This window comes from Acinetobacter sp. IK40, assembly GCF_035615075.1.
Lineage (GTDB): Bacteria > Pseudomonadota > Gammaproteobacteria > Pseudomonadales > Moraxellaceae > Acinetobacter > Acinetobacter courvalinii.
In genome coordinates this window covers 206,264-227,234 of record NZ_JANBOE010000002.1, presented here as the reverse complement: position 1 = coordinate 227,234, position 20,971 = coordinate 206,264, and the positions used below count along the sequence as shown (strand labels likewise).

Annotated in this window: 21 protein-coding genes and 1 pseudogene; 5 read left to right on the top strand and 17 right to left on the bottom strand. The window is 39.7% G+C overall.

Annotation, left to right across the window (positions count from 1 at the left end):
- Positions 1-277 precede the first annotated feature (277 nt).
- The 10 genes from MSG93_RS05075 to MSG93_RS05030 all read right to left on the bottom strand — a co-directional run bounded on the left by MSG93_RS05075 (position 278) and on the right by MSG93_RS05030 (position 10,767).
- Entirely contained in the window at positions 278-871 is a 594-nt protein-coding gene (locus tag MSG93_RS05075) for a DUF4142 domain-containing protein (protein WP_324620839.1), read from the bottom strand.
- A gap of 1,102 nt (positions 872-1,973) precedes the next feature.
- A complete protein-coding gene (locus tag MSG93_RS05070) occupies positions 1,974-2,318 on the bottom strand; it encodes a hypothetical protein (protein WP_324620838.1) in 345 nt (114 codons plus the stop codon).
- Between the two features lie 380 nt (positions 2,319-2,698).
- On the bottom strand, positions 2,699-3,718 hold the full coding sequence (locus tag MSG93_RS05065; protein ID WP_324620837.1) for a spore coat U domain-containing protein: 1,020 nt from the start codon (positions 3,716-3,718) through the stop codon (positions 2,699-2,701).
- Positions 3,709-6,168: a fimbria/pilus outer membrane usher protein gene (locus MSG93_RS05060; RefSeq protein WP_324620836.1), complete on the bottom strand. Its 2,460-nt coding sequence runs from the start codon at positions 6,166-6,168 to the stop codon at positions 3,709-3,711. The genes MSG93_RS05065 and MSG93_RS05060 overlap by 10 nt, the downstream gene beginning before the upstream one ends.
- A 9-nt stretch (positions 6,169-6,177) precedes the next feature.
- Complete coding sequence (locus MSG93_RS05055) at positions 6,178-6,882, bottom strand: molecular chaperone (protein WP_324620835.1); 705 nt, start codon at positions 6,880-6,882, stop codon at positions 6,178-6,180.
- Positions 6,883-6,953: 71 nt separating this feature from the next.
- Complete coding sequence (locus MSG93_RS05050) at positions 6,954-7,484, bottom strand: Csu type fimbrial protein (RefSeq protein ID WP_005286003.1); 531 nt, start codon at positions 7,482-7,484, stop codon at positions 6,954-6,956.
- Positions 7,485-8,099: 615 nt separating this feature from the next.
- The gene (locus MSG93_RS05045; protein ID WP_324620834.1) at positions 8,100-8,546 is read right to left on the bottom strand and encodes a hypothetical protein; all 447 of its coding nucleotides are present in this window, start codon (positions 8,544-8,546) and stop codon (positions 8,100-8,102) included.
- A gap of 295 nt (positions 8,547-8,841) precedes the next feature.
- Positions 8,842-9,159 (bottom strand): hypothetical protein, encoded by a 318-nt coding sequence (locus MSG93_RS05040; RefSeq protein ID WP_005230641.1) that lies wholly within the window; start codon positions 9,157-9,159, stop codon positions 8,842-8,844.
- 374 nt (positions 9,160-9,533) lie between these two features.
- The gene (locus MSG93_RS05035; protein ID WP_005230642.1) at positions 9,534-9,776 is read right to left on the bottom strand and encodes a hypothetical protein; all 243 of its coding nucleotides are present in this window, start codon (positions 9,774-9,776) and stop codon (positions 9,534-9,536) included.
- 223 nt (positions 9,777-9,999) lie between these two features.
- Positions 10,000-10,767 carry a helix-turn-helix transcriptional regulator gene (locus MSG93_RS05030; protein ID WP_324620833.1) on the bottom strand — a complete coding sequence of 256 codons (768 nt, stop codon included), beginning with the start codon at positions 10,765-10,767 and terminating at the stop codon, positions 10,000-10,002.
- A 101-nt stretch (positions 10,768-10,868) separates the two neighbouring features.
- Here MSG93_RS05030 and MSG93_RS05025 point away from each other — a divergent pair, with 101 nt between their 5' ends.
- Complete coding sequence (locus MSG93_RS05025) at positions 10,869-12,005, top strand: multidrug effflux MFS transporter (protein ID WP_324620832.1); 1,137 nt, start codon at positions 10,869-10,871, stop codon at positions 12,003-12,005.
- Positions 12,006-12,074: 69 nt separating this feature from the next.
- Here MSG93_RS05025 and MSG93_RS05020 read toward each other — a convergent pair whose 3' ends face one another.
- The 4 genes and pseudogenes from MSG93_RS05020 to MSG93_RS05005 all read right to left on the bottom strand — a co-directional run bounded on the left by MSG93_RS05020 (position 12,075) and on the right by MSG93_RS05005 (position 14,870).
- Positions 12,075-12,290 carry a hypothetical protein gene (locus MSG93_RS05020; protein WP_005230645.1) on the bottom strand — a complete coding sequence of 72 codons (216 nt, stop codon included), beginning with the start codon at positions 12,288-12,290 and terminating at the stop codon, positions 12,075-12,077.
- A gap of 20 nt (positions 12,291-12,310) precedes the next feature.
- Positions 12,311-12,487 (bottom strand): annotated as a pseudogene (locus tag MSG93_RS05015) (phage head morphogenesis protein); the annotation flags it as partial.
- Between the two features lie 58 nt (positions 12,488-12,545).
- Positions 12,546-13,823 carry an ISL3 family transposase gene (locus MSG93_RS05010; RefSeq protein WP_000610830.1) on the bottom strand — a complete coding sequence of 426 codons (1,278 nt, stop codon included), beginning with the start codon at positions 13,821-13,823 and terminating at the stop codon, positions 12,546-12,548.
- Positions 13,824-13,835: 12 nt separating this feature from the next.
- Positions 13,836-14,870 (bottom strand): permease, encoded by a 1,035-nt coding sequence (locus tag MSG93_RS05005; RefSeq protein ID WP_086264315.1) that lies wholly within the window; start codon positions 14,868-14,870, stop codon positions 13,836-13,838.
- 111 nt (positions 14,871-14,981) lie between these two features.
- Between MSG93_RS05005 and MSG93_RS05000 the strand changes: the two genes are divergently transcribed.
- A complete protein-coding gene (locus tag MSG93_RS05000) occupies positions 14,982-15,296 on the top strand; it encodes an ArsR/SmtB family transcription factor (RefSeq protein ID WP_008294929.1) in 315 nt (104 codons plus the stop codon).
- A gap of 103 nt (positions 15,297-15,399) precedes the next feature.
- Here the strand turns inward: MSG93_RS05000 and MSG93_RS04995 are convergent, their stop codons facing one another.
- From MSG93_RS04995 to MSG93_RS04985, 3 genes are all read right to left on the bottom strand, one after another.
- Positions 15,400-16,410, bottom strand: coding sequence for a minor capsid protein (locus tag MSG93_RS04995; protein ID WP_324620831.1), 1,011 nt, complete (start codon positions 16,408-16,410; stop codon positions 15,400-15,402).
- Positions 16,411-16,734: 324 nt separating this feature from the next.
- Positions 16,735-17,154, bottom strand: a complete 420-nt coding sequence (locus MSG93_RS04990) for a hypothetical protein (RefSeq protein WP_324620830.1) — start codon at positions 17,152-17,154, stop codon at positions 16,735-16,737.
- 327 nt (positions 17,155-17,481) lie between these two features.
- Positions 17,482-18,615 (bottom strand): OmpW/AlkL family protein, encoded by a 1,134-nt coding sequence (locus tag MSG93_RS04985; protein WP_262764401.1) that lies wholly within the window; start codon positions 18,613-18,615, stop codon positions 17,482-17,484.
- A gap of 489 nt (positions 18,616-19,104) precedes the next feature.
- Between MSG93_RS04985 and MSG93_RS04980 the strand changes: the two genes are divergently transcribed.
- The 3 genes from MSG93_RS04980 (at position 19,105) to MSG93_RS04970 (ending at position 20,968) form a co-directional block, all read left to right on the top strand.
- Positions 19,105-19,905 (top strand): hypothetical protein, encoded by an 801-nt coding sequence (locus MSG93_RS04980; protein ID WP_324620829.1) that lies wholly within the window; start codon positions 19,105-19,107, stop codon positions 19,903-19,905.
- Between the two features lie 166 nt (positions 19,906-20,071).
- A complete protein-coding gene (locus MSG93_RS04975; RefSeq protein ID WP_324620828.1) occupies positions 20,072-20,308 on the top strand; it encodes a hypothetical protein in 237 nt (78 codons plus the stop codon).
- 252 nt (positions 20,309-20,560) lie between these two features.
- The gene (locus MSG93_RS04970) at positions 20,561-20,968 is read left to right on the top strand and encodes a hypothetical protein (protein ID WP_005230660.1); all 408 of its coding nucleotides are present in this window, start codon (positions 20,561-20,563) and stop codon (positions 20,966-20,968) included.
- Positions 20,969-20,971 lie beyond the last annotated feature (3 nt).

The window sequence follows — 20,971 nt, the reverse complement described above, 5'->3', positions numbered from 1 at the left end:
TTTGAAATATGCTTGATGATTATTAGTATAATTCACATTTAGGTTGGTTATGTTTTACAACTGTCCCTATTAAGTAAGGAGATGTTATTAATTAAAAAATATTTATCATCAATAAAAATTCTTGTTTAAATAGTCTTCACGATTATATCGTCCTTCACCCCACAATCATTATATTTCTCTAGATTAAACATTACCCATAATATTCAAGCTTTACACTACCCTGCTGGAAATAATGATTTTATGTATACGCAATTTTAAAAGATATTGTGATTGTATATTATTTCATATTTTTAAATGTATCTTCAGCCGCTTTTAAGTGTTTCGCAACGGCCTCACGTGTTTGTACGAGCATATTTTTTAATTCAGAACTTTTCGTGTTTGGTATCAACTGCTTATCAATGATCGTCAAAACTTTACGGTGACCTTCAACTTGACTCATCATATAATTTTTATCAGTATCTGATGTTGTTTGATTAAGCTTACTAACAATTTTATCACTATCATTTTGCAATGATTTACTAAGATGGCTGGCTTGTGAACTCAACTTTAAACGACTTGCTAATGCTTGTGCATTTTTTTCATTGGCTGAATGTTCATTAATCATCATTTCAGCATATTTCTTAGCTTTATCCGTTTTTAGCTTTGGCAATGCAGTTTTCGCCTGCTTAATTTCACCATTGTTAGCTGTACTTAATATCTTAAAAATTTGACTATCAGTCAGATTTTCATGGTTTTCATTTAATATTTTAGAGTGATTCTTTTCATCATTTATAGTTTGTGGATTCGCTGCCATACTCTCAAATGCACTAAAACTTAAAATACCACTAACTGCGACACAGCTAATAATTTTCTTCGTTAAAATAGCTTTCATACTAATATCCTTTAACTTAATTCATGAGCATTTCCACTTATGGGAAGCTTTTTCATATTTCCATTCTATATCCCTACTTGTAAATTCAAGAGTGGGGTCATTTGTTCATAATTTTAAACAGCCATACTTATGCCACTCGTTGAATATTCTTCGTAAAGGGTTAATAGCTCATTTAAAGTAGATGATATAAATTCAATAAAGAATCATACATCTGTATCCAATATTATTAATGTAAATATAAAATATATATAATTTTAAAAAACATAAACTTAAAAATATTTTTTATTTTTTATTTTTACAAAATTAACAATAAAGTTCGTTGTATTTACTTATAGATACTAAAGCTTAAATTAAACATATCTAAATAAAATTTAAATCAATTCAACATATTAGTATTTATATTAAAACATTCTCCTATCTCCTAAAGACTTTAATTCACACACTGCACACAAACAGTGACATGCATTTTTGTAGATATCGAATGAGCTGTGCATGCTGAAAATAGAAAACATTCCAATTTGAAGTTACAAATTAAATCATCTAAGAATATAGGAGAAATCAAATGCTCTACCCGTGTTTATGCTCCAACTGCTTAATCAGAGACCAACCATCAAATCAATAAAAAAAGCCCTGAGTGATTACACTAGGGCTTACGCTATCAAACCAACCGAATTATGCCTGTTCTTATCAAGTATCAGTATTGGCAAAATCAAAATAATGTTTTTGTCATAGAACTCTTGTTATACAAATGTTGATTTTTTATTACTAAGGTTTCTTTATTTGTCTTTTCTGTATCCAAAACAGAAAAATAGCGGCAAGCTTTATCCACTTGCCGCTATTTTTTTACTCAAATAAATGTAAAGCAATAACACTCAAGATCAAGTTTGGAGTTGATCTTTTGCAATTTATATGTAGAACATCATTTTTATTTTCTACCATAAATTTTTACTCCTACACTTATGTAGCCCTATAATTTTCTAATGATTAATGTGTAAGTAATGTATGGTTCACTGCACTATTTCGTTCCATATGATTTGAATGAGTTAACTCTCTGAAACAAGTATTTCTAAATAGCTTTTATAGATGACGCTGAAAAATTGAATTATTTATCTAACTTATAGCAGATATTCATACTTCCTTTTTCCTGTTTGTAACAATTCCAATCACTGTGTTTATAGCTTTTTGCAACCAATACATCTTCTGGGGTAGTGCCTAAGTAAGGTTTACATACTCCTCCACAAGAAGTTGATTGCTCAATCAAATATTCTTTTTGATCAAATTCGATATATACAAACTTCCCCCCATAACTTTTACCTTTTTGAATTGAGCAGGAAAATGTTTTTTTATCATTTTGCAAAAAACATTTGCCGCTATGTTCTGTAATTTCATAAGCAAAACTTGTGTTTGATATGAACAAAAAAGTGAATAAAGAAATCCATTTCATCATTAGCATGTCCCAAAAAAATACCCACAAGAGGTTTTTGTGGGTTCTGAAAGAAAATAATTAAACTTACTTTTTAAGCTTAGTTTGACTGAGATCAATATTTCATATTTATCAAATATATGCAAACCTTTTCATTTTGATTGAGCAACATCGCGTGCTTTTTAATTGCAATTTTTAGTTATGCGCACACTGGATTAACAATACAATACCCATAACATGTATATCAACAGGCCTTCTGGTAGCAAAATCTGCTTAGTTGGAACGTTTAATGTTCGAACTAACAAAAATAAATTGAGTGAAAAGCTGTGCACAAGACCTTAAAAAACCGCTTCAATAAGCGGTCTTTATAGAAACGAGTTGAGTTTTGAATTTTTTGAAATGGCTTAATACGTGACCGTAACCACCACAGTATCTGAGTAATTCCCTGGAGTGCTTGCAATGCTGGTACCTTGCGGAATTTTTCCATAAACAGGAGTACTTTGCGCGTTACCTGTGCCGGTTTTTGAGACGCCTCCTGCACCCCCAACATTGGTGACACCACCTGTAGCATCCCATACCGTACTATAACTAGAATCTTTATAGAGCTGATACGGAATAAATCCATTATTACCGTTGCTCATGCGCCTAAATCCACCACTTATACGGTTATTACCATCGCCTAAATAAATACTATAGGGTGTTCCATAATTACACGTGGTATTCACAGCCCCTTGAGTTATGTAGTCTCTTTTTGTCACACCTATATCGTTAATATTGCCAAAATCAACATTTGAAGTTGAGTTTAATTGACACAGACTTGGAACCACGAAGTTAGCTGTGAGCAGTGTATCGCCTGAATCCCAGCCACCGATTAAATCACCGCACACTAAGCCCAACGCATCCATATCCCAATACAGACGGACTGTAGCCGTATATGTTCCTTGCGGATAGGCGACAAGCGATCCTGTTCGGGCAGGCACTTTCACGTTCACTGAGTAATTAATGATATTGTTTGAAGCCACGGTTCTTACGGGCCCATACCAGACATTAGAGGTTTGGTTAGTGGTGGTAGACCCTGCTCCACCTACTGTAGCGGCTACGGTATAAGGGAGTGAAACATTATTAAGGCTATTGGTTGTTCCGGTAAAAACGGTTTTCATGCACATATACGTAGAAGTCTGGGGAATTCCCAGAGTCGTACAAGTTATTGTTCCTGATAGGTTTACGGTGGCATCACTATTAATATTTGCTGCGGTATAGGTAAAAGTATTGTTGGTGGTTCCAGTTACCGTACAGGCAGCATGGGCTGGACTAAAAAATGCGTAAAACAGATAAAACAAGCAAATACCGAGGAGGTATTTCAAAAACCATGGAAATGTCTTGTAGCTTTCTATTTGAGTCTTATTAAAAATTCTTATCGACATATATATGGTCCCAATTTCTGATTTGAGTACTGATTGCTGTTATAGCTGAAGTCAACTTGGCACGAGCCATGATCCAGAAGATCAACTTCAAGTTTGTTTTGCTTTAATAGATTTTGAATAAATACTTCACCGTCATAACCCACTACACCCTGCTGCTGTCCATTAATTCGAACCGAATAGCCCGGCAATAACGGTGAGTTGTTTTGATCCACAAGTCTGACTAATCCGGAAATAACCTGATGCGCACCGAAGTCAACCAAGGTTCCCTGGCGATAGCCGACCACGGTTTTTTGGTCGGTCGCTTTAACACTCCAATTTAAAGGAAGATAGGACGGATCTAAATAAATGTGATTCTCTTGATATGGCATGAGACTAGGAATGAGAAACCGACCGGCCTTATCGGTAAAACCTAAATTAACCCCACCATTTAGAATCTGGCTTTGCGGTCCTGCATTGGTCACCACTGCATAACCTTCGCCAATTTCATTGGCTGCAAAGATGCGTCCCGCTGCCGCAACCAGTGAGCCCGTCGCTGAAAGTGCCACCTGGTCGTTATCTCCAGATCGGTTATAACGTCCGGTCAGGTAGGCTGCGCGAGCACGGTAAGAAGCATAGAACGAAGCATTGTTTTCTTTGGCATCCTGATCTCGTTCCACATAGCCACCCCATCCAAATGAACCGATTTGCGGTTCTGACAAACCAAATATTTCCTGGCGATAATTCAAGCTGCCGCTGTCACTGGATACACTCGTGATTGCATTGAATTTGCTAGACGGTGTATAGCGCAGCGCAAAGTAAATGCCATAGTCTTTATTATTCTCATAGTCTTTATAGGCAGAGGTATAAAATCCCCAGTTCTTGTTAATACTTCCGCTTAAATTGGCAGACAGCAATTTGTAGGAATTATTGCTGTATTTGATCTGGTTATACCCCAGATAAGCCCCATAGCCTGCATAAAAGTTATAGTTAATCCCTACCCTGAAAATTTCATTTGCCAGTGCGCTATAGCTCAGATAGTTTTGTGCTTCGGCATTGATCTGGTTATCTTTTAAATATCTGACTTGAGAGACACGGGCAAGGTCAAAATAATTATCAAATACTTTGCGGTAACTGCTGTTAAATGAAATATTCTTGCTAATTCGCCCTTCCAGGCCAAGCAAGGACGAATAGCCGTTTTCATCTTTATACTGGCTTGCTGCGATATCCGCATTAATCACTGCAACACCCAAAATATTCTTGGCAAATCCGGTGCCGAGATTCGAAAGACCATCTGTCGAAGCTTCCACACCACCGCTTAATGTCAGTGAATTGCTGTAACCGTATCGGATCGCACCGGATGCAAAGGTAGCATCATCATATTGGTTTGATTTCAGCCCATAGTTATAACGTGGAACCCCGACATCTACTGAAAATTCATTAATGTCTTTTGCCAGAATCTTGGATGAAAAGTAGTAAGGTTTTTTGGTAATACTTTGCTGTCCGGTTGCATCGGTAGTCACCAGCGTAACTTCATTCCCGGAAATAAACGGAAGTTGTTTAATGTCAAATGGTCCTGAAGGCACCAATCCTGAATAAATCTTTTGCTGGTTGACGTATAAATCAAGTGTCGAAGGCAGTGCAGCCGAACCGGAGAATTGCGGCAATGCCGAGGTCACAATATCACCGCGCTGGGTATAGGCGCTGGACCACTGGAAACCGGCAAGACGTACACTACTGCCCCAGTCAGGACTATTGGAAATAAAGTCGCCTAGGGTATATAGCCTGATCTTTTCAGGATCGACATATTGCCACTTTGTTTCCAGACGTACCCATTTTTCATGGCGATCACTATTGTCATTGCTGCCATTATATAAAGCGCCTGAAGAAAAATTACCGATCGCACTGTTAAAAATGCCCTCAACGGACCCGGAAAAGGTATTTTCGTCATTGATGATGCTGTTATACAGGCTATAGTTGAGAATAGCCGCGTTTAAGGGTTTCATCTTGAGCAAATCCGGACTGGTGATCTGTTGGCCATTGAGGTCCACTGCATAGCCTGTCAATATGCTCGAAGGAACCTTTAACTTTAGAGCTTGCTCATTCTCTTGGTATTGAAACTGGATGCCCTGTAGATCATTAATACATATCCATTGGTTTTCAGGCGTCTGTTCATCTATTTTCAGTCTTAACGCTTTTAAGTCACGGGCACGGATATATAACTTACCCTGCTTAGATTGTTTCACCGCAACCAAGTCTTCGGACGCATTGGTATTCATGGAAATATTTAAAAAAAGCTGAGTAAAGTTAAGATCTTGTTCCGGTCCGGCATCCTTTGCTTGCGCAAACTGATTATTGCGATTAATCGCATCTGGCACATCAGGAGTTGCGGTATTGGTATGATCTTGAAGTTGCTCAGCAAAACAATATGCAGGAAGATATGCAACACATAAGACACCTATAATGTATTTCATATAAGCCTCTTAAAGTGTTGTTTTCTTACCATTTATTGTCAGAGATACACTGTATTTATGAGTTGGCTGATATGTAAAATTATCAATCGGGTAACTTCGGCTCTGCTGTCCAAGAATATAACCATTTACGGTGTTTACTTGTATGGGATAACTTTTTCCTGCGGTCGTATCAACAAGCGTTAAATCATTTAAAAGCGCATGTCGATTTCCAATATTGCTCATCTTTAAAGACGGCGTCTTCTGATCAGGATCTATTTTCCAATTCAGTTGAGTAATCGCGTCTTTATCTACCACGAAAACAGGTAATGAAGAGCGAAGTAATACATTTAGGCCTTGCGCGGTTTTACGGCTATCCATTGGCTTAGGTAACTCATCAATAATAATACGATAGGTTTTTTCACCAGAAATCGCTGCTGGATTAATTCTGACTACACGCAAGTTATAAGAATCATTCGCTTTTAATTTTAAAAAAGGCGGGCTAATCGCAATCTCATCGGTTGGAATTAACTCATCTTGTCCATTGTTTTGTATCCATTTAAACACCCGAATCTGCAAATCGGTACTTTCATTCGACTGGTTAAACAGACTGATCGAAGAAGCATTCTGATTGCTCAATAATTCTACATTCACAGGTGAAATTCGGATTGTAGCTGCATTCAAAGTGCTAGATAGAGATAAGAATAAACTTGTAATAATAATGATGTTTTTTTTCATGACTTACTCAAATAAATCTTTTAAAGCATTAGCCCTTTTAAAGGGCTAACAGTATTTCTTATTTATAAACATTAATAAGTTACAGTCACTGTTACTGTATCTAAATAACTTCCAGCGCTTGGTAAAGTGGTGCCGGCTGGAATACGGCCATAGACGTTAACGGTTTGAACATTACCCGTCCCTGTACCACTGTAGGCAGTTGTGGCAATACCGATTGCTGTTGCGCGACCCGTGTCCGAGAAAAGGTTATAAGGAATATATTCGGTCGTGGTTGCTCCACCGATCATACGACGTTGGGTTGATAAAACATTCTGTCCACCATCAAATGACAAGGTCCAAGGTACGGTGTTATTGCAAAGGACTCTGATCGGGGTACCGCCTGTGGTTGTGGTGTCTGCGTCTACATTGCCCGCAAGTGAACTTAATGTTCCAAAGTCTAAGACTGCATTTGAAGTGGTACCTGTGGCTGAGGTATTTAAAACACAGCTATTGGTTACTGTCGCTCTAACAGTCAATGTACCCGTTGCTGTAGCGGCATTTGCTGTATTGAGAGAAAATAACCCAACAGCAATTGCTGATAAATAATAAAAAGTCTTTTTCATGGTTTAAACCTTTTTACATTAAATTGTTGGAATGAATAGATGTGAAAAAACTAACCCTGAACATTACAATCGTTTTAATTTGACTGCTCTTTTAGAGCTTATTTTTTTACCCTATTTTTTGCATAATACATAAATAACTTTTATTAAAGCACTACTTTTTATTTAAAATTGCTATAACAATACTGTTTTCACCCAAATTAACTAATCCCTTACATCAAAAAAACAATAAACTTAAATATTTGTTTTTAATAGATTTTAATTAAAATAAAACATAGTGCTTCTCAAGTCATCATGCATAAATTTATTCTTGAATTTTCAATGAAATAAGATTGGATTATTTAATTTTTTATTATTTAAAAAATATATTAAAAGTACAGTTTTATTATTTTTTCAATGCAAACCTTTGATGATTAAATAAATATTCCCTTAGAAAAGTTTAATGTTTTTGCATATCTAAAGACTGATTGTTTAGTCATAATAAATTAATCCGTCTACTGTTCTCACTTATTATTTAAATATTTATTTACATATTAATACATTCTACAACCAATCTAAAAATAATGACATGTAGTCATTTTTAATAAAAACTATGACCTGATTAATAGTTTGGTATATTTATTGGTCGCTTAAATTACCTTTTTGAATAAATAGTTTAAGAAAGATCCCTGTGTAGAGAGCAACCGAAAGGCACCACAAGATCAGGTAAATATTATGATCAAACTTGACCGTATTTATAATAAGTTGATTCAGAGGATCGCTATCTGTCGTGAGTGCACATAGAAACAAGGATACATATGCAAAGAAACCCATTCTCAGAATATAGGCAGTATTCTTTAGAAGATACATTATGCTGCCAAGAAAAATGCTTATGATCCCGAAAAACCACAACAGTACGCTTTCGTCTTCATTTGAGCCTTGCATTTCTCTCAAGTAAACAAATTCACCACCGCCATACGGTACATAGGTGACAAAGCCTTTTGTAAAGGATTCAAAGCAGATCGCAAAAATGCCCGAAAGAGCGAGGGTAAGCGCCAAATAATGTTTTAATTTTAAATTTTTCATGGTCTGGAGTAGCTCTTACAGGGCGTTCAATATTTATCTAATCTGCACGGAGTAGCAGTACAAACATTACAACTGGCTGATTTAGAATAAACGATTTCCCGTAAAGCTTATCTGTTTGATGCTTGCAACTGCTTAGATAAGTTTGATCGCTCGACACGCTGCAAAGCAGTAAAAATCTCCAAAGAGTATAAACGTCCTAATCAGAAGGAAAAAACTGAGTCAATGCGACGAATTATTAATGACCATCAATAAATCATTAAGATAAAAAGCCCACATCTCGTGGGCTTTTCATTTCTTACTTCGCTGAATTCACACCAACTACAAACTGACTACAGTTTGAACCTTCTGATGCATTCGCTAAATTCTTTTCAGAGAATTTAAATTTCGATGCAACCGATGCATAATCTTTCTTTAAGCTCTGACCAGTCAATTCACCTAACTGTTTCACCTGTTCAGTAGTTAAAATTTGATGTTCCACTGCCTGATTAACCATTACACATGCAGTAGTCATTACATCATAACGCGCAGCAGTTTTAGAGTAGCCAATAGCGCCAAGAATACCACCAACAATTAAACCAATAATGACGGAAAAAGTGACATGCATTTTATTCATTTTAAGTTACCAACATTTAGCTAAGTTTTGATATTCAACACATAGGTTGAAGTCATCTCTACGTCGCATACAAAAATAAAAGACCAAAACACTAAGCGCGTAAAAAACAAAAAAGGCACATTTCTGAAGTAATGTACCTTTCTTTTAATTCTGTAAAATTAATTGAGATCATCAATAATTTTATGCTTAGTTTTGATTAGGATAAGGACATACGGATGAAAGAAAAAGTTAGGAACTATCAATTTTATTGATGGTTAAGTGATACATCACAAAAAATCGTATATTCATATTAGTTTTGAGGTCTAGGACTTTCTATAAATTCTTTAATGCTCAGCTCTTTTCTTTAGACAATAAAAAAACCGCCTTGCAGCGGTCTAGGGTTGATTGTCTATCTTATAGATGAGATAGCGCTCATCTATCATCTGGTTAACTATGGGTTTTTTCAACTTGTCTTGCAGCTTATCTGGTAGTAGGTCCCCGTTTTCCAGATACAACCATTTATAGACTGGGATAATTTTAACTTGACAATTTATGTCCATCCCAACTTTAGGATCGACAACTTGCCTAATTTTGATCATCTCTCCTGAATCAATATCTTGTAGGGTGATGATGGGCATTTAAGGCTCCTTTGTGGAAAAATATTATACCACTTCAACCAACAAGATTTGACATTAAACTATTGATATTTCATTTTTTATATGAGCAATCCTGATATATAAACTGTACTTAACAATGACTACTTTTCTCCTGCGCAGAACGCACAAAATAGAAACTACACGCTATTGTGAAAATTCTCGCGATAAAACCTGTTCCAGTCTTGATTATTTTGCTCGTTTTCTCTCAATAGATTTTATTCAGGTATCGGCTTGGAGTTGTCCCGGTATGCTGCCGAAAAAAAACGATAAATGCACTATCACTGACAAAATCCAGCTGCTGGGCAATCTGACTTATTGGTAGCCCTTCCGAGAGCATCTCCATGGCTTTCAATAATCGCCACTGCTGTCTCCAGCTTTGGTAATTCATTCCTGTGTCCCGGATAAATATTCGACTAATCGTACGTTCACATGCACCGACCCTTTGCGCGACTTGGCTCAACCGTGGCGGTAACTCGCCCATACGAACACTGTCCAGCCATAAGTCAAGTCGCCCATCTAAAGGATAACGTAATTGCCAGTTTTCAGTTTTTGCCGCCTGTATTTCTTCAGTAAAAACCGTCATTAGACTGGTTTGTTGTTCTGCCTTCATGCCCCAGGGCCAAAATGCCATCCTTTCGATAACTTCAAAAAATAAAGGATTGACCTCAACGATCTGCAATGGCAATTGAGCGAAGATCTCTGTCGGTGAAAAATACAATGAGCGATACGCCATCACCCCACGCATGATTGCGCGATGCGTTGTGCCGGCAGGAATCCAGGCTGCACGGCGTGGTGGAAGCAAACACAGCGTTTGATCTAATTCTATGGTGATACTGCCGGCCGCCGAAAAAAGTAACTGATGACGACGGTGACTATGCCGACCGGAATCATGTATCCCCATCTCAGAGGCAATCCCAATGACGGGATCAGAAAAAATATCCGGATCAAAAAGAGCATCGGCTGCAATTTTCACAACTTGTCCAATAATAAATATATCTAGTCCTTATTATTGTAATCAGACATCTCGGTTTCAACAATAATGCCCATTCAATACTTTTAGAGATAAGACATGGCATGAAAGTTTCAGCACGTCCCCCATTATGGTTATTAACCCTGCTGATTATGTTCCCGCAACTTGTTGAAACTATATACAGTCCTGCACTGCCGCACATTTCCAGTTCATTTGCTGTCAGTCATGAACAAGCGGCGCAGACCCTTTCTGTTTATTTCATCGCTTTTGCAATAGGTGTCGCAGTATGGGGCTGGGCCAGCGATAAAATTGGTAGACGCCCTGCCATGTTGTTAGGGCTGTTCTGCTATGCGGCCGGAACCCTGTTCGCAGTCATAACAACAGAATTCAGGATTTTATTAATTGTCCGTATGATTTCCGCCGTTGGCGCGGCAGCAGGATCTGTGGTCGTTCAAACCATGCTTCGGGATAGTTATGAATCGGTAAAATTAGCCCGTGTATTTTCACTGATGGGTGCAGCACTGGCCCTCAGTCCTGTGTTTGGTCTGGTTAGTGGAGGATGGCTGGTGAGTCATTGGGGGCATATGGGGGTATTTATCGCCTTATCCTTACTCGCCCTGCTTTTGCTGATTCTCAGCGCTACTTTGCTCCCTGAAACCCGTCCTGTTCATTCACCCCATATTCGGATAGGAACATTAGCGACAAGAATGTTTTATGATTCCTCACTATGGCGAAATGCCATGTTGGTTGCTCTACTTAATACAATGATTTTCAGCTACTACAGCCTGGCGCCATTCCTGTTTAACAATCTTGGCTGGAGTTCTGAGACATTTGGATGGACGGGATTATTACTGGCAATCTCTGCTCTGATGGGTAGTTTCATTAATGCAAAACTGCTCGCCTCCCAGATTAGACCAGAAAAACTGGTTGTTCAGGCCTGTAAGCTGGCGTTGCTCGCTAGCCTTATTGCCTGGGCTTTACAGACAACAGCATGGATTTTAATCCCTGTTGCAGGCATTGTTGTTGCCTATGGCATTGCTATCCCAAATATTTTGAGTCAGGCACTACGACATTATCGAGAACATGCTGGTAAAGCAGGCGCCTTATTTGGACTGACTTATTATTTACTGTTGGGTTGCATGCTTGGCCTTGCAGGTCTGGTGCAACAATTGGGACTGGTACTTAGTGTATGTGCATTAGCTGCTTTATTTTTTAAGCCCAAGTTAGATTCAAACTCATAAAAATAAGCCAACAAACAGCATTGTAACAATTTTCTCAGTTGATCAAAGTAGTAAATCTGATTAATCAGCTTAGTCAGATTCCTGCGTTCTGACCGTAACACTGGTAAAAACATATTTATCCGGACGGTCGATCTCAGATACATCGGTAAAATTCAGGTAAATATCTTGAATATTTACTCCGGTCTCAATTTCAAACTGATTGACCAATTCTGCAATCTGAACAGTGAGCGCCTTTTCCAACGCTTGCTTGCGTTTCTTACATTCCACGACTGATACTTTTGACATTTTAAACACCTCAATTTGCTTTAGATTCCCGACACTTTAAAGGTCTGTTCATCCAGAAGTCTTAATTGCTCCAAGCTATACAGCTCGCCTTCAGGATCAAAGAATTTATCGAAATCAAACTTACCCTCTTTGTAGAGCTTATAACGTTTCGGGCCAAGCCATTCTTTTTGAAAGAAGTTATCTGTTTTGTTAAAAAAGGGTATACGGATTTAATGGTTGATGGGGCACCTTTACCCCACCAACCTGATACCATTATCAGATGGTTGATAGATCGACTCCGTAGTTGAGTTCCTCTGCGAAGTCCGGCAGTCCGTAACCGATGGTTTTCTTGTAGAAAGGAGAGACCTTCGCAGTCGGTGCCTTCTTCTTGTGCTTCGTGGTGTAGAGCATTCGTGCCCGCATCACCTCGAAGGAGTAACCGCGCCCTTCACGGTTCTTGTCCTTGGCCAGTCGGTTGATGGACTCCGTGTAAGCGTTGGTGACGGGCATGTCCGTCTCGAAGTAGGTCATGGTCTCTTCGCGCCAGTTTCCCACTGCCCTGACCAGATCGCTCCAGACTTCCTTTTGGCCCTTCGGGATGGTGGCTATCCACTCGTCCAGGGCGGCTTCTGCCTGGAGCCGTGTGGTGGCGTCCCAGATGCCGTAGAAGCGCTCCTTGTGCTCGTAGGCGGCCAGCAGTTGCGGGAACGCGCCTGTCCAGGTCTCCATGATGAGGCGCTCCCGGTCTGAGACTTCGTGAGCGCGTTTCAGCAGGATTTTCCGGTCTCCCTTGAGAGTCCGGCTCTGGGACGGTTTCAGCTCCTTTCTGAGGCCCTTGCGCACTCTCTCTAGGGCATCGTTGGCCATGCGCACCACATGGAACTTATCGACCACGATACGGGCCTGGGGCAGCACAGCCTTGACCGCTGCCCGGTAGGGGTTCCACATGTCCATGCTGACGATCTCGACCTTCTGCCGGTCTTTCAGCTTCATCAGGTAGTTGGTCACCACGTCCTGGCGGCGGGTGGCCAGCAGGTCGAGCAGGGTTCGCTCCTCAATGTTGGTCAGAATGCAGCGGTAGCGCTTGTTCAGGTATAGCTCGTCAATGCCCAGGATGCGGGGCGTCTCGAAGCGGTGCCAGCGCCCCAGGAACTCGGCGCGGGCGTTGAAGATGTCGCGCACCGTCTTCTCGTCCAGGCCGGTCTGTGCCGCCACAAAGGTGTAGGGGTGGTTGAAGGATTCCTTCTCCACGTACTCATGCAGCCGCAGTGTCATACGGAATCCGTCCACCATCTCCGGTAGCTGGGGCCTGAATGTTGTCTTGCAGGCCCGGCAGGTGTATCGGCGGCGGACCACCCAGAGAGTGACCCGCTTGCCGTGGATGGGCAGATCACGATAGGGAACGTCACGCTTGCCGAACCGCACGAACTCACCCTGCACGCCGCACCCCTCGCAGGCTACTGGTGTAGGTGCTTCAAGCCGAAAATGTATGTCTTCATTCTGCTCATCAGAATCCACCAACTGGTACCCAGGAAGGCTTAACGAATTAATCATCTCCCGCCTTGATCAGAAAAACAGGTAGGTGGCGTAACCGGCAATCATCGCCATAGCAAAAATGACTGCTAAAAACGCCGCTAAAAGCTTCAGCGTGAACAAAGAGCGCAACAGAATGAGCTCAGTCAGGCTGGCTCCGGCACTGCCGATGATAAACGCTAGCACCGTCCCGGCACCCACGCCTTTGGCCATCAGAGCCGCTGCCAGAGGTATGACGGCTTCAGCGCGAATATACAACGGCACGCCGATGACAGCGGCAACTGGAATGGCAAAGGGATTATCTGGGCCTGCATACTGCTCCAATAAGTCAGTGGGCATGAAACCATAGATCACGCTGCCAATCGCAATACCGATGAGCAGGTAAGGCAACACATCGATAAAGTCCGACCAAGCTTCCCGCCACACACCACTGTACTTCCCTTCTTTCTTAACCGTGACAGTGGGTTGACTGTCACAGCATTCGCTAGACGTAGAGACTGTTGTCTTCCTATCAGCCCCGCAAGAAGCCGTCTTCGGAGTGGTGTCGCAGCTGTTGGTGCCGCAACTCGATGCGGTCGATGTAGCACTGCACGGGCTTGCTGATGAACTACATCCACTGCTCTCTTGTGTCGCCGTCCGGCGCACATAACGCTCGAAGCCAAGCGTGTGAAGCAGCCATCCGGCACCTACCGCGACCACCAAAGCGGCGAGCACATAGATAGCAGTAAGTGTCCATCCAAACGTGGCAACCAGCAGGCCGACGACGATAGGATTCAGCAACGGAGATGTGAAAAGAAACACCATCATCGGCCCAAAACCGGCCCGTGCCCGAATCAACCCTTTCAACATGGGGATAGTCGAGCAACTACAGAAGGGCGTTATAGCTCCTAAACCAGCAGCAAGAAAATAGCCTCGCTTCCCACTGGAAGTCAGTAACGCTTCCACCTTGGATGGTGGGATGTGACGTTGAAGAACTCCGACCAGCAAGCTAATGCCAATGAATAAAACCGATAGCTCGATAGCGAGAAAGGCGAACATGCCTAGAGCGTCTTGGAGTTGAGATGACATTCAATATTACTCCTATATTTCTAGTATTGTCGAAATGATGTACGCAGCCTACTTGCGTTTATCCGACCTGTCAACTATAATTCTAGAAACATCGAATTATTGGGGCGTGCTATGGATCACGAAAAGGTTGCAGCCAGCTTAGCTGAGCTAGGGAATAGTCACCGACTGTCCGTGTTCCGCTTTCTGGTCAAAGCTGGCCATGATGGGGCTTCGGTCGGAGATATCCAGAAGGGGCTGGGTATTCCTGCTTCGACGCTATCACATCACCTTGCGCGCATGGCCAAGGTAGGGCTGATCCGGCAGGAGAAACATAGCCGCACGATTGTCTGTATATCCGAGTATGGGCACCTAGAGAATTTGATCGGTTTCTTACAAGAGGAATGTTGTGCAGGTGTCCGGATTGCGCATGAACCAGAACCGCTTTGACGCTTGCCCAGCTCTCGCTGTCCTCCCTAGTCAGCATCGCTATGAAGACTCAGGCGAAGGTGGAAACAGAAAATTGGCAGTAGAGTAGGCTGAAGAGGATCAATCAGATAATCCGCTGAGAAAGATTTTCTTCTTTACATCTTTGGCATTTTATCAACCAGAAATTCCGGATACCCTTAAAAAACTCCTTGAACGTGATATTTGCATCTAACTGGCCAGTCAACTGCTCGCGTTCATGTTTAGGAATATCCTTCAGTTTACGCTCATCCATTACATAAGGACGTTGCCCTATAAGTTGCCCATCTTTATCAACCGGCACCAACGTACTCCGACAATTCGGATGTAATGGCGGGATACGTTTTGTTGGATCATTAATTTTCCAGACTGAACCATCCAAGGCGGCACACAGTTTTGAAGTTCGCCCATCCAGTACACTGATGAAGCGGATATATTGAATATCCAGTTCTTTAAAACTGTTTAAATAAGCCTGATTGGAGACATGACTACGTATGGTTCTTACCGTACGTTCAATATCCGTTTTGCTACTATTTAAAAGCCCGTCTTCATATTTCAACCGTTTGGTTCCACGAAGCCGTTTAATAATCTGGTGATTGCTTATGCCGGTATTCATGCCATCCCGAACTGCATATTCCACTCTCTGACGCGCAGTTTCAGCAATTTTAGATAAAAGTTCATCTACCAGCGCACCGCCTGCCAAAGGTATATGTTTTGCTTCTATATAAAGCTGTTTGCCTTTATCGGCCTTTTTGGCGTGACCGAAAAGTTTGGCCATATAGTTGGCTTCATAGCTGGCAAATGAAATGGCTGATACTGTAAACCTTTCAGATATAGCAATATCAATTGAATTAAACCATTGCTGAATCAGTTCCTGGATCGCACGTAGATTTGCGGTGGTGTACTGACCACCCGCAAGAGCAATCTTTTCAACAGCATTTAATTCATCGAGTAGACCATTTAATCTGCTCAGCATATCCATCGTTTCATCATTAAACATGCCAAGCAGCTCATTCACTGAGCGTGAAGCGGCACGATATAAATAGGCCTGATGCTGGGTCAGAATATTAAACAGAATTTTTTTATCATGATTGGCCATAAACCGTTACCTCTATAGCGGTGAAGTCTCCTGTTCTACTGCTAGACGCTCTAATTCATCTTGATCTTAATATTGTGGTAATTTTCCGATCACCAGATATTTTCTTTCAGTATGTCCAGAATGAATTCTTGCCCGCTAGTACAGCTTGGTAAAGTTATTTAGCAAGATTGAAACTCAGCATCAACCGTATATGAGAATTTTGATGATCTACGAGTTCTAGCTATTAAAAAACCCACCGAAGTGGGTACAGACCTTAAAACCAATTTGAATAGAGCATCTTTAATTTTGAAAAATATATGGAGATGGGTGCTGATTGATCAATGATTAAAATATAAAACCTCTTTCAACGTAATGCGTTTTTCTATACTGCTCCATTTGTTGCTGATATTCTTCTTCTGAAATTACCTGTCGATTTGGTGTTGGCTCAATGTGGGGAGAAGAGCCTTTGAAGTTTGAGAATTTATTTTCCCTAGAATACTGGGCTTTATCATAATCACTTAGATTAGACGTTTGAAATATCACATCTTTATCTTTTTCGGCCTGTTTAAAGAGCTGATTGGTGCGGTATAATTTTTGTTGTTTCGATAAATCGAAAAAATCAACGACCTCACTACTGTTTTTAGGATTTTGGAATTCTTTGTCTTTAAGTATCAGGACAGAAGGTTTTTTGTCAAAAAAAACTTCAGCACTGTACACTAAATTTGCAATTACAGAGCTAAGAAGAAGTATTAATATTCTATACATAACATGAAAATGCTTAAATAAATTATTGGAGTATATAAATTTTATATAATTTTAACAAAAAATCTAGTTATGTATTTATTATTGCCAGCTCATAGCTGTAACAGAGAACTTTTATTACTTTCGCACAACAGTCCATTCAAGCAGATGAAACTATGTATTTTATAAAAATTGCTTAAATCCTAAATCATGGCTATAACCTAAAAAACCATAACTTTTAAATTATGGTTTTTTATTACTAATTTGTCTCTAACAAAACATCGGACTTAGATCTATTACTAGACTTGAAACACTAATAGGTCAATCCAAGCCTTCTTATTTATGGGCTAACTAAAAACGATATCCCACACCTAAAAATGTAATCAAGGGATCAATATCAACTTTAGTTGAGGCGTGAATCAATTTTTTCCCAGTATTTTTATCGATTACATCAATATTCGCCTTATTGTTTAACTTGGCGTAGGACACTGAACCAACTGCATACCAGTTTGAATTGAAATCATAGGTCGCTCCCAAGCTAACTATAGGTGCAATCGCATCGGTTGTTTTTACTTTAACATAAGGATTTGCACTAGAAATTTTCCCATCTAGAGCCGCACCGGCTTGACCATCCAGAACATTCTGAATCATATGCCCCGCAGCGATTAAATCACCGTGAATTTGATGATTTAGCTTTATATCAGTGAAGCGTGAATACATGATTCCAGCACCAATATATGGCCGTAATTTATTTACACCTGATTTGCCGAATTGATACTGAGCTTCTAATGCAGGCGTCCAGGCACGTACTGAAGCAGCTTTAGACTTATTGCCAAGATTAGTAATTGGAATATCCTGTAATAAATCTAACTTATCTCCAATCACGCCAGCGGCCAAACCTTCCGGATTTGCAAAACCGGATAACGGCGCACTAATTTCACCTTTCCCCTTAATATCGACTTTGGGTGGTATGCCGCCAATTAATTGTAAAGACACATTGTCATTAATATAATAATTAAACATGAGTCCCAAAGTATCTACATCTTCAGCCTCCAGCCCAGTTCCTTGTGCCTCCCATCGTTCTAATCCGTTTATCGTGGCAGTACCAGTGATATCAGGCGAAACCATATCATTTTCATCAACAAGGCCTAATATCTGACCTATCGATTGTTGTGGGTTACCGTCCTGATCGACAGGATGACTGAACACCATATCCAGAATTTCCTTGGCATTTTCCCCAGTTGCCAGTGTAGCATTTGGATCTATGGATTTCATAAAAGCCGTTGTAGAAATGGCGCCTACTTTAGCCCTCGTTCCATTCGCAACTGCAGTATTGATATTAAAGGGATTTGCCTTACCTTGAGGCATAACATGCAACCAACCCGCTGATACAGAAAACCGCTTAAATTCTGCATGTACTGTCTGTGTTCCCGCAATAACTGCGAAGGCGAGTAGATTTCCGCCGACTATTTTTAATATTTTCATTTCTTTTCCTTGAGTTATTTAAAAGGGTTCCCGTTAACCCTCCTTTACTATATTTAGATTTTTTAACAAATGGTAAAATTTCGGACAGATAGCATTTACACAAAATCCATGCAGGAAAGAGAAAAAGTCGAAGCAGAATGTATCAGTTAAGAATGATTATTAATTAATCAGTGAGGGTAAAATACAATGACTTAACCTAGGCTTTAGCAGCCATCGCATACTTATTTATAAGACCTCATGCGTATCCAATAGAGTCTGGACAGCGATTAAGTAATATTTTTGGAGTCTATAATCAGAAAGAAGAAGTTAATTTTAAAGTATTGGTTTATCAATAAAATGATAACTTTAAGTTATATGAATTACGAAAATGAACAATATTTACGATTGAACTCTATTTCTCATTACAAAAAATGAAAATATTTCTCATTTAGAGGGTAAAGAAGGGTCCTATGATTTGCGCCTTTAAAATATTTGTACCACTTGATTCTAATGACCAAACTTTTCATTCCATTATTATGTTTCACTACCCTATTGGGCTGTTCAACAAAAGATACAGAACTATTGCAAGCCTATCAACCTCTCACAGCAGCAGAACTGACAGAGGAAGAAAATTATGAACTGTGTTCTGATTCAGCCTATTCATTATGTAATCATCAATTTCAATTAAAAAAATTAGGATCTTTAATGGTAGATACAAATCAGGCACCTGCGCCAACAATTGGCGTTGATATCGGATCGGAAAGTATTATGGGTTATGCCCACCCCTACCATTACACTGCTTCAATGATACGAGATGGCAGAAAAGTACATTTTAATTCTATTAACTTTCATAAAGTCAAAGCGATAGCAAGCTATAGCGTTGCTGAGGAATTTCAGAAAGTCATTGAGCAAACACGAAGTTATAGCCTTGAAGGAGAGATACTTCATTTTTATAATGCGCAAGGAAAAGAAATCGCTGAATTTATCAATAAAACGCCCACTTTACTTGAAGATGAATGGGCAGGATATTGTAGCGCTTTGGGCACTGAGGCCGAAAAAGTTGTTGAAAGATTTCAGGATGGCTTAAGCATTGGAAAAGCCAAAAGTCTGGTCAACACAGAATATAAAATTAATCAGGAAGTTACAGCCAGCATTTTCGAAAAAATCTCTTCTAAGCCTTTTGCGCAATGGGATGAAATCCCCGATGAATTGATGGAAGACTGCAAGATAAATTATTTACCTCGAGATATCGCAGAAATCCCCCGATTTGATAGAGAAAAGAATATCTTACTCAGCAAACTTTTAAATTAAACTTTGATTCTTTTCGTTTTTAAGATATTCGAAAATTTGAACTTGGGCGGTTAAGTTCATTTTTTCGAAGTCCATTCCCTACCTAACGTTTTAAGGCGAGATCATGAGATTTTTATTTGCAATCTTAGGCATAGTTATCGCATTTATACTGTCAGCATGTGCTGAAATGACTTACTTTCAACTGACCAAGCGGTTTTACCCGCTTGATCATGGTGTGAGTGTCTTTCATTATGTATATTTTACCGTGTTGTTGCTTTCCCCACTTTTGGGCGCGATATACGGCTATAAATACTGGACCAGTAAACGGAAAAAGTTGTTATGGTTTTTTCCTGTTTATTTTATCGTGATGTATCTGTTTCACTGGTACTCCGCTATTTATGCTGGCTTTCCCTTCTCTGCATGATTCAGTCATTATTTAAAGCAATTACTCTACTATTCACATAAAAATTAAAAATATTCAGCGGTTAGATATAATAAAACACGATTAGCAAAAAAATGTGTTTTATTATATTTTTCAATATATTAACAAAATAATAGATCTAATAAAATTTTCTAAACCTTTATTTATTTACATTTTATAAAAATATATAAGATGAATTGAAAAACAATATTCAGTATAAGCCTTCTATCAAGTCATAAATTATAGGTAAAATAAATGGTTTTAAAAAACCTACTTCTTTTAACCTGCTTAATTGTAGCAACGCCCTGTGTATTTTCCGCTACCGTTCCTGCCGAAACATTTAGTCGAGGCAACTGTAAATTCTATGTTCCAAAAATTGGTTATGGCTGGTACAACGAATCCATTTCTTATGATGCTTTAACAGGTAAACATAAAAATATGTATGCCAAGACGGATCAAAAAGCAACTAACGGGAATATCCGTACCGATCACTCAAGCAATCCGGACGGCTATCGAGTAAGAGCGGGTTTTGTAGACCCAACAACAGATAACAGATTCTGGAATGTTTCTGGAACGCATTATGAAACACTAGACAGTGGTCGCGCTGTTTCACAATATACATCAGCAAAAGACTGTAACGGCAAAATTGGTCAAATTTTATAAGAT

Coding starts and splice junctions, on each gene's coding strand:
- MSG93_RS05075 (WP_324620839.1), bottom strand. CDS start 871: ATGAAAGCTATTTTAACGAAGAAAATTATTAGCTGTGTCGCAGTTAGT.
- MSG93_RS05070 (WP_324620838.1), bottom strand. CDS start 2,318: ATGATGAAATGGATTTCTTTATTCACTTTTTTGTTCATATCAAACACA.
- MSG93_RS05065 (WP_324620837.1), bottom strand. CDS start 3,718: ATGTCGATAAGAATTTTTAATAAGACTCAAATAGAAAGCTACAAGACA.
- MSG93_RS05060 (WP_324620836.1), bottom strand. CDS start 6,168: ATGAAATACATTATAGGTGTCTTATGTGTTGCATATCTTCCTGCATAT.
- MSG93_RS05055 (WP_324620835.1), bottom strand. CDS start 6,882: ATGAAAAAAAACATCATTATTATTACAAGTTTATTCTTATCTCTATCT.
- MSG93_RS05050 (WP_005286003.1), bottom strand. CDS start 7,484: ATGAAAAAGACTTTTTATTATTTATCAGCAATTGCTGTTGGGTTATTT.
- MSG93_RS05045 (WP_324620834.1), bottom strand. CDS start 8,546: ATGAAAAATTTAAAATTAAAACATTATTTGGCGCTTACCCTCGCTCTT.
- MSG93_RS05040 (WP_005230641.1), bottom strand. CDS start 9,159: ATGAATAAAATGCATGTCACTTTTTCCGTCATTATTGGTTTAATTGTT.
- MSG93_RS05035 (WP_005230642.1), bottom strand. CDS start 9,776: ATGCCCATCATCACCCTACAAGATATTGATTCAGGAGAGATGATCAAA.
- MSG93_RS05025 (WP_324620832.1), top strand. CDS start 10,869: ATGAAAGTTTCAGCACGTCCCCCATTATGGTTATTAACCCTGCTGATT.
- MSG93_RS05020 (WP_005230645.1), bottom strand. CDS start 12,290: ATGTCAAAAGTATCAGTCGTGGAATGTAAGAAACGCAAGCAAGCGTTG.
- MSG93_RS05010 (WP_000610830.1), bottom strand. CDS start 13,823: ATGATTAATTCGTTAAGCCTTCCTGGGTACCAGTTGGTGGATTCTGAT.
- MSG93_RS05005 (WP_086264315.1), bottom strand. CDS start 14,870: ATGTCATCTCAACTCCAAGACGCTCTAGGCATGTTCGCCTTTCTCGCT.
- MSG93_RS05000 (WP_008294929.1), top strand. CDS start 14,982: ATGGATCACGAAAAGGTTGCAGCCAGCTTAGCTGAGCTAGGGAATAGT.
- MSG93_RS04995 (WP_324620831.1), bottom strand. CDS start 16,410: ATGGCCAATCATGATAAAAAAATTCTGTTTAATATTCTGACCCAGCAT.
- MSG93_RS04990 (WP_324620830.1), bottom strand. CDS start 17,154: ATGTATAGAATATTAATACTTCTTCTTAGCTCTGTAATTGCAAATTTA.
- MSG93_RS04985 (WP_262764401.1), bottom strand. CDS start 18,615: ATGAAAATATTAAAAATAGTCGGCGGAAATCTACTCGCCTTCGCAGTT.
- MSG93_RS04980 (WP_324620829.1), top strand. CDS start 19,105: ATGACCAAACTTTTCATTCCATTATTATGTTTCACTACCCTATTGGGC.
- MSG93_RS04975 (WP_324620828.1), top strand. CDS start 20,072: ATGACTTACTTTCAACTGACCAAGCGGTTTTACCCGCTTGATCATGGT.
- MSG93_RS04970 (WP_005230660.1), top strand. CDS start 20,561: ATGGTTTTAAAAAACCTACTTCTTTTAACCTGCTTAATTGTAGCAACG.